This is a genomic window from Bradyrhizobium sp. CCBAU 45389 (assembly GCF_028128625.1).
In the GTDB taxonomy this organism is placed as follows: Bacteria; Pseudomonadota; Alphaproteobacteria; order Rhizobiales; family Xanthobacteraceae; genus Bradyrhizobium; species Bradyrhizobium liaoningense_B.
The window spans coordinates 594280-607008 of record NZ_LBIY01000099.1; the positions used below are offsets into that span (position 1 = coordinate 594280).

12 protein-coding genes are annotated in these 12729 nt (G+C 65.7%); 4 read left to right on the top strand and 8 right to left on the bottom strand.

The window, feature by feature from the left end; genetic code table 11:
- Positions 1–55: 55 nt before the first annotated feature.
- The 6 genes from uxuA to XH79_RS42010 all read right to left on the bottom strand — a co-directional run bounded on the left by uxuA (position 56) and on the right by XH79_RS42010 (position 6300).
- Positions 56–1246, bottom strand: coding sequence for a mannonate dehydratase (gene uxuA, locus XH79_RS41985; protein WP_271585535.1), 1191 nt, complete (start codon positions 1244–1246; stop codon positions 56–58).
- A 14-nt stretch (positions 1247–1260) separates the two neighbouring features.
- A complete protein-coding gene (locus XH79_RS41990; protein ID WP_271585536.1) occupies positions 1261–2310 on the bottom strand; it encodes an L-idonate 5-dehydrogenase in 1050 nt (349 codons plus the stop codon).
- Positions 2307–3713 carry a TRAP transporter large permease gene (locus XH79_RS41995; protein WP_212339917.1) on the bottom strand — a complete coding sequence of 469 codons (1407 nt, stop codon included), beginning with the start codon at positions 3711–3713 and terminating at the stop codon, positions 2307–2309. Before XH79_RS41995 ends, XH79_RS41990 begins: the two co-directional genes overlap by 4 nt.
- A gap of 4 nt (positions 3714–3717) precedes the next feature.
- Positions 3718–4296 carry a TRAP transporter small permease gene (locus XH79_RS42000; protein WP_212339918.1) on the bottom strand — a complete coding sequence of 193 codons (579 nt, stop codon included), beginning with the start codon at positions 4294–4296 and terminating at the stop codon, positions 3718–3720.
- A 139-nt stretch (positions 4297–4435) separates the two neighbouring features.
- Positions 4436–5395 carry a sialic acid TRAP transporter substrate-binding protein SiaP gene (locus XH79_RS42005; protein WP_212340006.1) on the bottom strand — a complete coding sequence of 320 codons (960 nt, stop codon included), beginning with the start codon at positions 5393–5395 and terminating at the stop codon, positions 4436–4438.
- 89 nt (positions 5396–5484) lie between these two features.
- Positions 5485–6300, bottom strand: a complete 816-nt coding sequence (locus tag XH79_RS42010) for a FadR/GntR family transcriptional regulator (protein WP_271585537.1) — start codon at positions 6298–6300, stop codon at positions 5485–5487.
- Between the two features lie 143 nt (positions 6301–6443).
- On the opposite strand from XH79_RS42010, the gene XH79_RS42015 reads away from it, so the two are divergent.
- Entirely contained in the window at positions 6444–7913 is a 1470-nt protein-coding gene (locus XH79_RS42015) for a mannitol dehydrogenase family protein (protein WP_271585538.1), read from the top strand.
- Positions 7914–8023: 110 nt separating this feature from the next.
- Positions 8024–8431 carry a nuclear transport factor 2 family protein gene (locus XH79_RS42020; protein WP_271585539.1) on the top strand — a complete coding sequence of 136 codons (408 nt, stop codon included), beginning with the start codon at positions 8024–8026 and terminating at the stop codon, positions 8429–8431.
- A gap of 67 nt (positions 8432–8498) precedes the next feature.
- Here XH79_RS42020 and XH79_RS42025 read toward each other — a convergent pair whose 3' ends face one another.
- Positions 8499–9215, bottom strand: a complete 717-nt coding sequence (locus XH79_RS42025) for an HAD family hydrolase (RefSeq protein ID WP_271585540.1) — start codon at positions 9213–9215, stop codon at positions 8499–8501.
- A 141-nt stretch (positions 9216–9356) separates the two neighbouring features.
- Between XH79_RS42025 and XH79_RS42030 the strand changes: the two genes are divergently transcribed.
- Both XH79_RS42030 and XH79_RS42035 read left to right on the top strand, forming a co-directional pair.
- Positions 9357–10205 carry an SDR family oxidoreductase gene (locus tag XH79_RS42030; RefSeq protein ID WP_271585541.1) on the top strand — a complete coding sequence of 283 codons (849 nt, stop codon included), beginning with the start codon at positions 9357–9359 and terminating at the stop codon, positions 10203–10205.
- A 120-nt stretch (positions 10206–10325) separates the two neighbouring features.
- The gene (locus XH79_RS42035) at positions 10326–11594 is read left to right on the top strand and encodes a serine hydrolase domain-containing protein (RefSeq protein WP_271585542.1); all 1269 of its coding nucleotides are present in this window, start codon (positions 10326–10328) and stop codon (positions 11592–11594) included.
- A gap of 99 nt (positions 11595–11693) precedes the next feature.
- Here the strand turns inward: XH79_RS42035 and XH79_RS42040 are convergent, their stop codons facing one another.
- Positions 11694–12581, bottom strand: a complete 888-nt coding sequence (locus XH79_RS42040) for a dienelactone hydrolase family protein (protein WP_271585543.1) — start codon at positions 12579–12581, stop codon at positions 11694–11696.
- Positions 12582–12729 lie beyond the last annotated feature (148 nt).

Genomic DNA, 12729 nt, shown 5'->3' on the forward strand with positions numbered 1-12729 from the left:
CGCCTTCAGCGCGCATTCCGGCCTCTCCCCGCAAGCGGGGAGAGGCGAAGAGCCTCTACCGATGCTCGATCGCCCTGATCGCGCCGCGCAGCTCGGCGAGGCCGCGCAGGCGGCCGATCGCGGTGTAGCCTGGGTTGGTGCGCTTGGTGGCGGCGAGATCGTCGAGCATGCGGTGGCCGTGGTCGGGGCGGAAGACGATTTGCTTGTCCGGCGAACGCCGCGCGTTCTCCTTCAAGAGCGCCTTCAGCACCGCGACCATGTCGACGTCGCCGTCGAGATGATCGGACTCGTAGAACGACAGGCCGTCCGCCTCGCGCTTGGTCGCGCGCAGATGGGCGAAGGCAATGCGCGGGCCGAAGCGTTCCGCCATTTCAGGCAGATTGTTCTCCGCGCGCACGCCGAGCGAACCCGTGCACAGGCAGATGCCGTTCGCCTTCGACGGCACGGCATCGAACAGAGCCTGATAGTCGTCGGCGCTGGATGCGATGCGCGGCAGGCCGAACAGCGGCCGCGGCGGATCGTCCGGATGCAGCGTCAGGGAGACGCCAAGCTGCTCGGCGACCGGCGCCACGCGCGCAAGGAACTCGGCGAGGTGCTGCCGCAGGATCTCTGGCGTGATGTCGCGATAGGTCTCGAGCCGGTCGCGGAATTGCGGGATCGTCATCGGCTCGGTGGTCGAGCCCGGCAGCGCGCTGGCGATGACCATGACGAGATAGTCGATATCGGCCTGGCTCATCTGGTCGAACAGCTTCTTGGCGCGCGCCTGCTGCTCGGGCGAATATTCCTGCGCGGCGGCCGGGCGCTTCAGGATGTGCAGCTCGAACGCGGCAAAGCGATCCTGGTCGAAGCGCATGGCGCGGGCGCCGTTGGGCAACTCCCATTCGAGATCGGTGCGGCACCAGTCGACGACGGGCATGAAATTGTAGCAGATGATCTTGATGCCGGAGGCGGCGACCGCCTCCAGGCTCGCGATCCAGGCTTCGATAGACTTGGTCGCCTTGCCGCCGAGGCGCTTGACGTCGTCGGGGATCGGAATCGATTCCACCACCGACCAGGTCAGCTTTGAGCGGCCAGGCTGGCCGTTCTCGATAAAGTTCTTGCGCTCCTCGACCGCCTTGCGCGTCCAGGCTTCCCCGATCGGCACCTGATGCAGCGCCGAGACGATATCGCTCGCCCCGGCCTGCCTGACGTCGTCCAGCGAGACGGGATCATCGGGCCCGTACCAGCGCCATCCCTCCAGCATCATGCCCGTTCTCCTAATCAGTTCGCAGTGAGCACGACCTTGACGCTCTGCGAGCGGTCGAGCGCCAGCCGCAGCGCATCCGGCGCGGTCGCCAGCGGCCGCTCGGCGGTGACCAGCGACAGCACATCGACGCTGCCGGCCGCAATCAGTTCCACTGCGGTCATGAACTCGAAGCCGAAGCGGAACGAGCCGCGCAGGTCGATCTCCTTGGCCATCACCGCGTTCGACGGCGTCGGGATCTGGCCACCCGGCAGGTTGCCGATCTGCACCACCACACCGCCGCGCCTGACGATGCCGATCGCGCTCGCAAGGCCCGCAGCCGTGCCCGAGACCTCGAAGGCGACGTCGTAGGGACGCGAAGCCGCCTGCGCCTTCAGGCCTTCCTCGCCGGTGGAGACATTCTCGACATGGGAGGCGCCGAGCTTGGTCGCAAAGGCTAGCGGCGCCGGCGCAATGTCGGCCACCGTCACGTCGGCCATGCCGGCGCGGTGCGCGGCGAGCATGGTCAGAAGCCCGATCGGGCCGGCACCGAAGATGATGCCGCGCTTGCCCTCGATGTTGCCGGCGCGCGCGACCGCGTGCAGGCAGACCGAGAGTGGCTCGGCCAGCGCCGCGGCCTGATAGGAGACGTGGTCGGGAATCTTCACGCATTGCGCCGGGATCGCGTCGAAGTAATTGGCGAAGCCGCCCTGCATATGCGGCGTCTTCGAGGCCGAGCCCATGAAGTAGATGTTCTCGCACAGGTTCGGCCGGCCCTCGCGGCAGGCGACGCAATGGCCGCACCAGCGCGACGGGTTGACCGCAACGCGGTCGCCGACCTTCAGGTTGGCGGCGGTGCCGGAGATCTCCACGACCTCGCCCGAGATCTCATGGCCGAGCACCAGCGGCGACTTCACCACGAAGTCGCCGGTGCGGGCATGGCGGAAGTAGTGCATGTCCGAGCCGCAGATGCCGCCGGCGCCGAAGCGGATGCGCACCATGCCCGATGCCAGCTTGTCGAGCGGATGCTCGATCATGCGCAGGTCTTCGGGGCCGAACAGGGTTGCGGCGAGAGCAGTCGAGGTCATTTGGAGAGTCCCATGTATTTAGGCAGCCAGAGGGTCAGTTCGGGAATGTAGGTGATCGCGATCAGCGCGAGCATCAGCGGCACCAGCCAGGGCAGGATCGCGACCGTCGTGCGCTCGACCGAGAGCTTTGCGACGCGGGCGAGCACGAAGAGCACCATGCCGAGCGGCGGATGCAACAGGCCAATCATCAGGTTCAGCGTCATGATCAGACCGAAGTGGATCGGATCGATGCCGAGCTTGAGCACGATCGGCAGCAGGATCGGCACCAGGATGGTAATCGCCGCCGTGGTGTCGATGAAGCAGCCCACGAACAGGATCAGCACGTTGGCGAGCGCTAAAAACACCCATTTGTTGTGGGTGATGCTGAGCATCCAGTCCGACAGCATTTGCGCGGCCTGCGACACCGTCAGCAGCCAGGCGAAGATCGAGGCTGCGGTCACGATGAACAGCACCGAGGCCGTGGTCTCGATGGTGTCGAAGGTCGCCTTCGCCACGGTCTTCAGCGTCATGGTGCGGTAGCGGATGAGGCCCAGGAACAGCGACCAGATCACCGCGGCGACCGCGGCTTCGGTCGGCGTGAACCAGCCGAGCGTCATGCCGCCGATCAGGATCACCGGCGCCATCAGCGCCATCACCGCCGAGAAGTCGAAGTACCAGTCGATAATGAGCAGCGTGCCGAGACCAATGACGACGGCCATATTGACCGAGAGGCCGGCGAGCACCATCAGCCAGATCGCCATCGGAAAAGCGAGCACGATGGCGATCTCGAGGCCGGCCGATCCGAGCTGCGGCCAGGAGAACGGCGTATCGCTGCCCCATTTGTTCTTGTGCGCGAAATAGGTGACGGTCGCCATCATCAGCAGCGTCATGACGATGCCCGGGATGACGCCGCCCAGGAACAGCGCGCCGATCGAGACGTTGGCCATCATGCCGTAGATCACGAAGGGCAGCGACGGCGGAATGATCGGCCCAAGCGTTGCGGACGCCGCGGTGACGCCGACCGAGAATTCGGTGGAGTAGCCGTGGTCCTTCATCGCCTTGATCTCGATGGTGCCGAGGCCGGCGGCATCCGCGATCGCGGTGCCGGACATGCCGGAGAAGATCACCGAGCCGATGATGTTGACGTGGCCGAGGCCGCCGCGCATCCAGCCGACCAGCGCGACCGCGAATTTGTAGATGCGGCCGGTGACGCCGGCGATGTTCATGAGATTGCCGGCCAGGATGAAGAACGGCACGGCGAGCAGCGGAAAGCTCTCGACGCCGGCGATCATGCGCTGCGCCAGCGTGACATCAGGGGTCACGCCGCTGACCAGGATGTAGAGCAGCGACGACGCGGCCATGGAAATCGCCACGGGAACGCCGAGCAACATCAGGATGAGAAAGCCTCCAAGCAACAGCAGCATGACGTTACCCTTCAAAACCGTCGTAGGCGCCGGGACGTTCGAGGATCGAATAACCCTGTCGCAAATGTTGGATGGCCACCTGCACCGAGCGCACGAACATCAGCACGAAGCCCGCCAGCACGGCGTAATAGACGTAATCCTTGGGCAGATTGATCGTCGTCATCGATTCATCGCCGATGATCTGGATGTAGACCCAGACCAGCTTGATGGCGTAGCCGAAGAAGGCGATCCGGATCAGATCGATGATTGTCGACAGTGCGCGCGCCACCACATGCGGCAGATAGCGGTAGACGAGGTCGACCTGGATGTGCCGCGACAGCCGCACGCACATCGAGGAGCCGATGAAGACCACGCCGATCAGGCAGTAGGTCGCGATCTCCTCGGTCCAGGCATAGCTGTCGTTGAGCACGTAGCGGGTGAAGAACTGGAGGAAGACGGCAAGCGCCATCACCCAGAAGATCGCCAGCGCCACCCAGTCCTCGAAAGCGTAGACGCCGAGATCGACCTTCGGCGCCGCCTCCTCCTCGAAGGTGTGGGCGATCTCGTCCGCAGTGATCTGCCGGTGTATTTCGGCGGTCGACATGGGTGTGCTCCTCAAACCTCTCCATTGTCATTCCGGGGCGGCTCTACGGGGCCGCGCAAAGCGCGGTCCCGAGAACCGAACCCGGAATCTCGAGGTTCCGGGTTCGACGCTTCCGCGTCGCCCCGGAACGACGGGCGCGTCACTTGACCGCCTGAATCCGCTCCCAGTCGGCCTTGCGGTAACCGAACGTCTCGAACGGAACGTTTTTCAGCACGATGTCGCGGAACTCGTTCTTGTCGACCTCGGTCACGGTCAGGCCCTTTTCCTTGAAGAAGGCGACCAGCTTGGCTTCGTTCTGCTTGATCTCGTCGGTCGCTTTCGCGGCGGCCTCCTGCGCGACGTCGGTGAAGATCTTCTTGTCCTCGTCGCTGAGCTTCTTCCAGAGCGCGCCGGCGACCACCGTGTTGAGGTGGTCGACGATGTGGCCGGTCAGCACGATGTGCTTCTGCACCTCGTAGAATTTCTTGGCCTCGATCGTGGTCAGCGGGTTCTCCTGCGCCTCGACGGTGCCGTTCTGGAGCGCGAGATAGACCTCGGCGAAGGCGATCGGCGCGGTGTTGGCGCCGCAGGCGCGCGGCATTGCGAGATAGGCCGGCACGTCGGGCACGCGCATCTTCAGGCCCTTGAGGTCGGCGCAGCTCTTGATCGGCTTGTTCGACGAGGTCTGGCGCACGCCGTAATAGGTCACCGCGACGATGTGGTGGCCGCTCTTGTCCTCATAGCCCTTGGCGAGCTCCTTGAAGATGTCGCTCTTGGTGTAGGCGAGGAGATGGTCCGAGTCGCGGAAGGTGTAGGGATAGTAGGTCACGCCGATCGGCGCGAAGCTCTTGGCCGCGAAGCTCGAGCCGGAGATGATGATGTCGACCGAGCCGAGCGAGAGGCCCTGGTTGATGTCGGCTTCCTTGCCGAGCTGCGAGGCCGGATAAACGTCGACCGTGTAGCGCCCGTTGGTGCGCTTGCCGATCTCCTGCGCGGCCCAGACCGAGGCGGTGTGGAACGGCTCCGAGGTCTCGTAGACATGGGCCCATTTGAGCTTGGTCTGCGCCATACCGGCATGAGTGGTGGCAAACATCGCCGCGGCGGAGACCGCGAGCATCATCGTCATCTTCTTCAACACTGACTTTTCCTCCATCGTTCAAGTCTGCTTCTTGTTCGCCCGCACCTTAAGCGGATGCGGGCCGCCCAATCTCATCGCCGCCGCGCGCTGCCGCCCGCAGCCTGCTTCTTCTTCGATGCCGGTTTCGGCTTCGATGGCTTTACCGGCGCTCGCACCGCACGGCCGTGGCCCGAAACCGGTCCTGCCGCACTCTCGGCGCCGAAATTCTGCGCAAAGCGCTCCTGGGACCGCGCCAGATGATCGCGCATCGCGTTGCGTGCGGCTTCGGGATCATGCGCCGCGATCGCATCGCGCACCGCGCGATGCTCGTCGAGCGCGGTGCGCCACGTGCCCGGGCTCTCGAAATAATGCGCAAGCTTCGCGAAATAGGGATTGAGACGCTGGTCGAACAGCTCGCCGACCACGCGCACCAGAACGGCATTGCCGAGGCTTCCGGCGATCGCGACATGGAACGCGCGGTCGTGCACCATCGAGGCTTCACCGGGATGTTCGACATTCTCCATCGCAAGAAGCGAGGCGTCGATGCGGGCCAGATCGTCTTTGGTCGCGACGCGCGCGGCCTGCTCGGCAATGGCGCTTTCCAGGAATTCGCGGGCGCGCAGCAGCTCGAACGGTCCCTCGATGACAGCAGCCGCTGCAGGCGCGGCAACGGCGGCGGGCTCGATCACATAGATGCCGGACCCGACGCGGATACGGAGGCGGCCTTCGACCTCGAGCGCGATCAGGGCTTCGCGCACCGTCGGCCGCGACACCTTGAGCTGCTCGGCGAGCTCGCGCTCGGTCGGCAAGCGGCTGCCGACCGCGTACTCGCCGCTGTCGATCAGGCTTCGCAATTGATCGGCGACCTGGCGATAAAGCCGTCTCGCCTCCACAGCTTCCAGCGGCACGCTGGTCCTCCCGGAAGGGTCGCGCGGGGTCGTCGAAACCCGCGGCCCGCCAATTTTTGGAAAATTGGTCTTACCAATTGACCGGAGCATTGACCGAGGACGGGCGCCATGTCAAGCAGCGGCAAAGCAGAGGGGAGACGTCCATGCGCCTTGGCCGCGCCAATCTCGACCGCTTGCCGCCGGCCATCCGCCGTCCGGCCTATGACCGCTCGCGCGTCACGCCCGGCATCGTGCATCTCGGCCTCGGGGCCTTTCATCGCGCACATCAGGCCGTCGTCATCGACGATTGCCTTGCCACGGGCGCCATGTCCTGGGGCATCGTCGGCGCGAGCCTGCGCAGCCCGGACACGCGCGACGCCCTCGCCCCGCAGGATCATCTCTATACCGTTGCCGTTCGCGCCGCCGAAGGCACCGAGCACCGCGTCATCGGCGCCCTGCTCGACAGCGTCGTCGCGCGCGAGAAGCCGGTAGCATTGGTCGAGCGGATGGCCGATCCCGCCATCCGCATCGTCTCGCTTACGGTCACCGAGAAGGGCTATTGCCACACGCCGCAAACCGGCGATCTCGACGAGCGGCATCCCGATGTCGTTCACGACCTCAACAATTTTGACGCGCCGCGTTCGGCGCCCGGCTTCATCGTGGCGGCGCTGGCACGCCGCCGGGCACAGGGCTTGCCGCCCTTCACCGTAATGTGCTGCGACAACCTTGCCGCCAACGGTCATACCGTGCAGCGGATCGTGACGCAGTTCGCCGCGCTCCGATCGAAGGATCTCGGCAAGTGGATCGCGGATACGGCCGCCTTTCCCTGCACCATGGTCGATCGCATCGTGCCGGAAACGACGGATGCCGACCGCGATGCGGTGTCATCCGCGCTCGGCATGCGCGACGCCTGGCCGGTCATGACCGAGCCGTTCACGCAATGGGTGGTGGAGGATCGCTTCACCGCGGGCCGGCCCGATCTTGCCGCCGCCGGCGTCGAGCTCGTCACCGATGTCAAGCCGTTCGAGCTGATGAAGCTGCGGCTGCTCAACGCCAGCCATTCGGCGCTCGCCTATCTCGGCTATCTCGGCGGCTACGAGACCATCGCCGACACCATGCGGGATCCGCACTTCGCGCGCCTCGCCGCGCGGGTGATGGAAGAGGCTGCGGTGACGCTGACGATGCCTGCAGGCACGGACCTTGCCGCCTATCGCGCCTCGCTGCTCAAGCGCTTCGCCAACCCTGCGCTGCATCATCGCACCTGGCAGATCGCGATGGACGGCTCGCAAAAGCTGCCGCAGCGCCTGCTCGGGGCGATGCAGGATCGCCTCGCGAGGGGCCTGCCGATCGCGACGCACGCGCTCGCGGTCGCCGGCTGGATGCGCTACGTCACCGCCACCGATGAGCAAGGCCGCCCCATCGACGTGCGCGATCCCCTCGCCGCCGAATTCGCAGGCCTCGCACGCGAGGCTGGTCCCGTGGCCGAACGGCTCGCGCCGGCCCTGCTCGGGGTCGAGAAGGTGTTCGGACCGCTGGGCACCGAGCCGCGCCTGCGCGAGGCCGTCACCGCGGCGCTCGGCCGTCTCTATCAGGATGGCGCGCGGCGGGCGGTGGAGACGCTCGTTTCGACCTGATCACAAAGCAGGCAGCGGCGTCCTCAATGCTGCACTGCGGTCAAAATCGAACGCAAAATCAAACGCAAGTCGCGCTTGATTTTTGCCTGTCATTGCCGCACCCGAGAGGCATGGCAAAGGACAGCAAGGTCATCGCCGCGAACGCGGCCTTCTATGCCGCCTTCTCCAGCGGCGACTTCGCCGGCATGGAACGGATGTGGGCGGACGACGACGGCATTTCCTGCATCCATCCCGGATGGCCGGCCATCATTGGGCGCGCCACGGTGATCGGAAGCTGGCGCGACATCCTGCAAAACCCACAGCGGCCGCAAATCGTCTGCGCCGAACCGCAGGCCATCGTCGACGGCGACAGCGCCCGCGTGCTCTGCATCGAGATCGTCGACGGCACCGCTTTGGCGGCCGCGAACCATTTTCGGCGCGTCGGCGACGGCTGGCGCCTGGTGCATCACCAGTCGAGCCCGATCGCCCAGATTGTCGAGCAGGCTGAGGACGATAGAACGAGCCGCCGCGTCCACTGAGCGGAGCGAGCACGCACGTGTGATCTACTGTGCATGGGGTTGTTTTCCGACTTTTTTGTTGGCGACCTCATCCAAGCCCCGACAGATCGTCCAGCACCACCCGCGCCGCGCTGAAATCGTCATCGCAGAAGAACATGCTGCGGGTGATGAGAACGGGAATTCCGGCGCGCGAGGCCGCGATCAGGCCGTTGGCAGAGTCCTCAATCGCGAGACAGTCGACCGCGTCCAGCTTCAGCCGCGCCAGGATCTCGAGATAGACGTCCGGCGCCGGCTTCTTGTGCCTGACATCGTCGCCGGCGACGATCGCGTCGAAGTCCGCCGCCCAGCGCTTGCCCAGCGCCTGCGACAGCAGCGCATCGATGTTGCCGTGCGAGGTCGTGGTCGCGATCGCCAGCCGCTGGCCGCGCGCCTTCGCCGCGGCGAGCAGTTCCACCACGCCCGGCCGCAACGGGCAGCAGCCGGTTTCGATCAGCTCGGCGTAACGCGCGGTCTTGATGCGGTGAAGCTCGCCGATGTCTGCATCCGACAAAGGCGGGGCGATCCCCAGCCTGGCGTGATAGGCCTGCATGCGCTCCTTGCCGCCCGTCACCCGGAGCAGGTCCTTGTAGACGGCGCGGTCCCATTGCCAGCCGAGACCGGCGCGGGCGAAGGCGTGGTTGAAGGCCTGCCGGTGCAGCTCCTCGGTCTCGGCCAGCGTGCCGTCGACATCGAAGATCAGCGCGGCCGCGCGCCGGATCAGATCGGCCGCATCCGCCGGCGCCGGAGCGAACGCTTCTGCCTGCATGATCGGTGCCTCCCTGTGCCAGGCGAGAATCGCCCGGGCTGGCGGGCGAGGCAAATCGCAATATCTTTTGCCGGACCCAAAAATCTCTTATGAGCGACTGGCGCGGAGCTCGCGCGAACGGGAACTCTGCACGGGAGGCGCATGCGGCTCTTCATCCTTGGCCTTGGCTATAGCGCCAGACACTTCGTCCGCCAGTTCGGCAGCAGCTTCTCGCATATTGCCGGCACCGTGCGGGATCCCGCGAAGCGGGATGACCTTGCGGGCATCGAGGTGCACGCCTTTTCCGGCAATGCTCCCGCCCGCGAGACGGCCGAACTGGTCCGCGGCGCCGATGTCCTTCTCATATCGATTCCGCCCGGCAGCGCCGGCGATCCCGCACTCGCAGCCTTCGCAGACTTGCTGGCAACGGGTCATCGCAAGATCATCTACCTATCCACCATCGGCGTGTATGGCGATCACGCAGGCAGCTGGGTGGACGAGAACACGCCGCCGCGGGCCGTCTTCGAGCGCACGCGCCTGCGGCTCGCGGCAGAGCAGGCCTGGACCAATGGCGGGTACGGCAATGTCGCGATCCTGCGGCTTGCCGGCATCTATGGTCCCGGCCGCAACGCGCTGGTGACGCTGCGCGCAGGCACGGCCCGGCGCATCATCAAGCCGGGGCAGGTCTTCAACCGCATCCATGTCGACGACATCGCGAGCGCCATCATGGCCGCCATTCAGCACGGCAGCGGCGGCACCTGGAACGTCTGCGACGACGAGCCCGCGCCGCCGCAGGACGTGATCGCCTATGCCGCGCAGCTCATGGGCCTCGCGCCGCCGCCGGAAGAGGCGTTCGAGACAGCCGAGATGTCGGCGATGGCGCGCAGCTTCTATGCCAGCAGCGCCCGTGTCTCCAATGCGAAATTGAAGCGCGAGCTCGGCGTCACGTTGGTTTATCCGACCTATCGCCAGGCCCTGGATGCGCTGTGGCGCGCAGGCGAAGGGCGATAGAGTTCCGACTCCTCTCGCGCCTCCCAGACATGCCCTGCCCGCGCTTGACATCGCTTCAGGGCAATCGTGATCTAGGCATGAGCGAGCCATTCGCATAATAAGCTCGCCTGGGAGGATAGAATGAAGAAGACGATCGCCATGATCGCGGCGGCGGCTGCCGCCATCACGTTCAGTGCAGCGCACGCCGCGCCGCTGCCCGAAGCCAATCCCGACGACGTCGGCTTCTCGAAGCAGGGTCTTGCGCGGCTCGACAATTTCTTCGCACGCGAGATCGCCGCCAAGCGCGTGCCGGGCGCGGTCGTCGCGGTCGCGCGGGACGGCAAGCTCGTGCACTACAAGGCCTATGGCATGCTCGATCCGGACAAGGGCACGCCGATGCCGGTCGATGCGATCTTCGCACTGGCGTCGATGACCAAGCCGATGGCGGCGGTCGCAGGCCTCACGCTGATGGAAAAGGGCCAGCTGCCGCTCCAGGCCAGGCTGTCCGAATACTATCCCGGCTTTGCCGACATGAAGGTCGGCGCACCCCAGGCCGACGGCTCGCTCAAGCTCGAGCCGCAGGCCTCGCCGATCTTCATCCACGATCTCTACCGGCACACGTCCGGATTGATGTATGGCGGCCGCCCGGACTCATCGAGCCCGGTGGCGCGGCAATACCCTGACGGCGTCGCGCCCGCGATCGAAGGCGACACCCAGGCCTTCATCGATCGGATCACGAAGCTGCCGCTGGCGCATCAGCCCTCGACCGAGTTCGAATATGGCTTTTCGATCGACGTGCTCGGCGCCGTGGTCGAGAAGGTGAGCGAGCAGAAGCTCGGCGACTATCTCGCCGCCAATGTCTGGCAGCCGCTCGGCATGAAGGACGCGACCTTCCATCCGACCGACGCACAGCGCCCTCGCCTCGCTCGCCCGTTCGCCAACGATCCGCAGACCGGCAAGCCGCAGGCCATCAAGTTGCTCGATACGCCGACAAAATTCGACTGCGGCGGCGCCTGCTCATTCGCAACCGTCGGCGACTACGTCCGCTTCGGGCAGATGCTGCTCAACGGCGGCGAGCTCGAGGGACAGCGCATCCTCGGCCCGAAGACCGTGCATCACATGACGACCAATCACCTCGGCCCCGAGATCAAGAACAACGTGGCGAATGTCGAGCCGCATCGCGGCGGCTTCGGCTTTGGCCTCTCGGTTGCAGTTCGCACCAGCGAGGGCCTGTCGTCGGTCCCTGGCAATCCCGGCGAGTTCACCTGGAACGGCGCCTACGGGACGCAATTCTTCTGCGACCCGAAGGAGCGTCTCGTGGTTGTCGTGGGAACCGCGGCGCCGGGCGAGCTCCGGAAATATTATCGCGAGCAGGTCCAGGACATCGTCTACGGTGCGATGACGAAGTGACCGTCTCGACAAGGAAAGGGCGGCCACTCGGGCCGCCCTCATTTTCGAGCATGATCTTGCCGGAAAACCGCGCACACTTTTCCGGATCATGCTCCGGCGTCAGCTCAGCACGCCGTATTTCTTGAACCAGGCCTCGGCCTGCTTCCACGCATCGTCCGCCGCGTCCCTGCGGTAGCTGCCGCGATAGTCGGCGTGGAAGCCGTGCGGCGCATCGGGATAGATCTTGAACTCGGCCGTCTTCTTGTTCTGCTCGAGCGCTGCCTTGAGCTGCTCGACCTGGGCGACGGGAATGCCGGTATCGGCGCCGCCGTAGAGGCCGAGCACCGGCGCCTTCATCTCCGGGGCGAGCTGCATCGGGCTCTTCGGCCACAGCGGATTGGCGGGGTCGACCACCGTGCCGTAGAAGGCCACACCGGCCTTGAGCGTGCCGCTATGGGCGGCATATTCCCAGACCGTGCGCCCGCCGCGGCAGAAGCCGATGATGCCGAGCTTCGCCGTATCGCCGCCCTGCGATCCCGCCCATGCAGCCACCGCGTCGAGGTCGGACAGCAGTTCGGCGTCCGGCTTGGAGTTGACGATCGGCAAGAGGTCCTTGACCTCGGTGACCCTGGTCAGATCGACGCCTTTGCGGAAGTAATAGTCGGGCGCGATGGCAAAGGCGCCGAGCTTGGCGAGGCGCCGCGTCACGTCCTTGATGTATTCGTGCAGGCCGAAAATCTCCATCGCCACGATGATCACCGGCGCCTTGGTGTTGCCGGCCGGACGGGCGAAATAGGCGGGCATCTCCTCGGAGCCGACCTTGATCCTGGCATCGCCGGCCTGGAGGCCGTTGGTATCCGTCGTGATGATGTCGGCACGGACGGGACCTGCCGCAAGCGTATAGCCGGCGGCGACGGCCGCGGTGGCGCTCATGAATCCGCGGCGCGAGAGCGGGGCGACTTTCGTCAGCCCGACGACGTCGGATGCCATGGTGGTTTCAAAGCTCATCGGTCTTTCCCTTCCTGCTTTCCCATGCTGGTGCCCCCAGGGGCGCCGCATTCGCCAATAGTTGCCGGGCAAACGCAAGTCACCAGCCTGCGAGGACGATGCCCACCGCCTCATCCCTTCGTTGGCGCGAGCACCGGTGCCCACCGAA

Bases quoted from the DNA above. Each gene is read 5' to 3' on its own strand.
- uxuA (WP_271585535.1), bottom strand. From the start codon at position 1,246: ATGATGCTGGAGGGATGGCGCTGGTACGGGCCCGATGATCCCGTCTCG.
- XH79_RS41990 (WP_271585536.1), bottom strand. From the start codon at position 2,310: ATGACCTCGACTGCTCTCGCCGCAACCCTGTTCGGCCCCGAAGACCTG.
- XH79_RS41995 (WP_212339917.1), bottom strand. From the start codon at position 3,713: ATGCTGCTGTTGCTTGGAGGCTTTCTCATCCTGATGTTGCTCGGCGTT.
- XH79_RS42000 (WP_212339918.1), bottom strand. From the start codon at position 4,296: ATGTCGACCGCCGAAATACACCGGCAGATCACTGCGGACGAGATCGCC.
- XH79_RS42005 (WP_212340006.1), bottom strand. From the start codon at position 5,395: ATGATGCTCGCGGTCTCCGCCGCGGCGATGTTTGCCACCACTCATGCC.
- XH79_RS42015 (WP_271585538.1), top strand. From the start codon at position 6,444: ATGCGCCTTGGCCGCGCCAATCTCGACCGCTTGCCGCCGGCCATCCGC.
- XH79_RS42020 (WP_271585539.1), top strand. From the start codon at position 8,024: ATGGCAAAGGACAGCAAGGTCATCGCCGCGAACGCGGCCTTCTATGCC.
- XH79_RS42025 (WP_271585540.1), bottom strand. From the start codon at position 9,215: ATGCAGGCAGAAGCGTTCGCTCCGGCGCCGGCGGATGCGGCCGATCTG.
- XH79_RS42030 (WP_271585541.1), top strand. From the start codon at position 9,357: ATGCGGCTCTTCATCCTTGGCCTTGGCTATAGCGCCAGACACTTCGTC.
- XH79_RS42035 (WP_271585542.1), top strand. From the start codon at position 10,326: ATGAAGAAGACGATCGCCATGATCGCGGCGGCGGCTGCCGCCATCACG.
- XH79_RS42040 (WP_271585543.1), bottom strand. From the start codon at position 12,581: ATGAGCTTTGAAACCACCATGGCATCCGACGTCGTCGGGCTGACGAAA.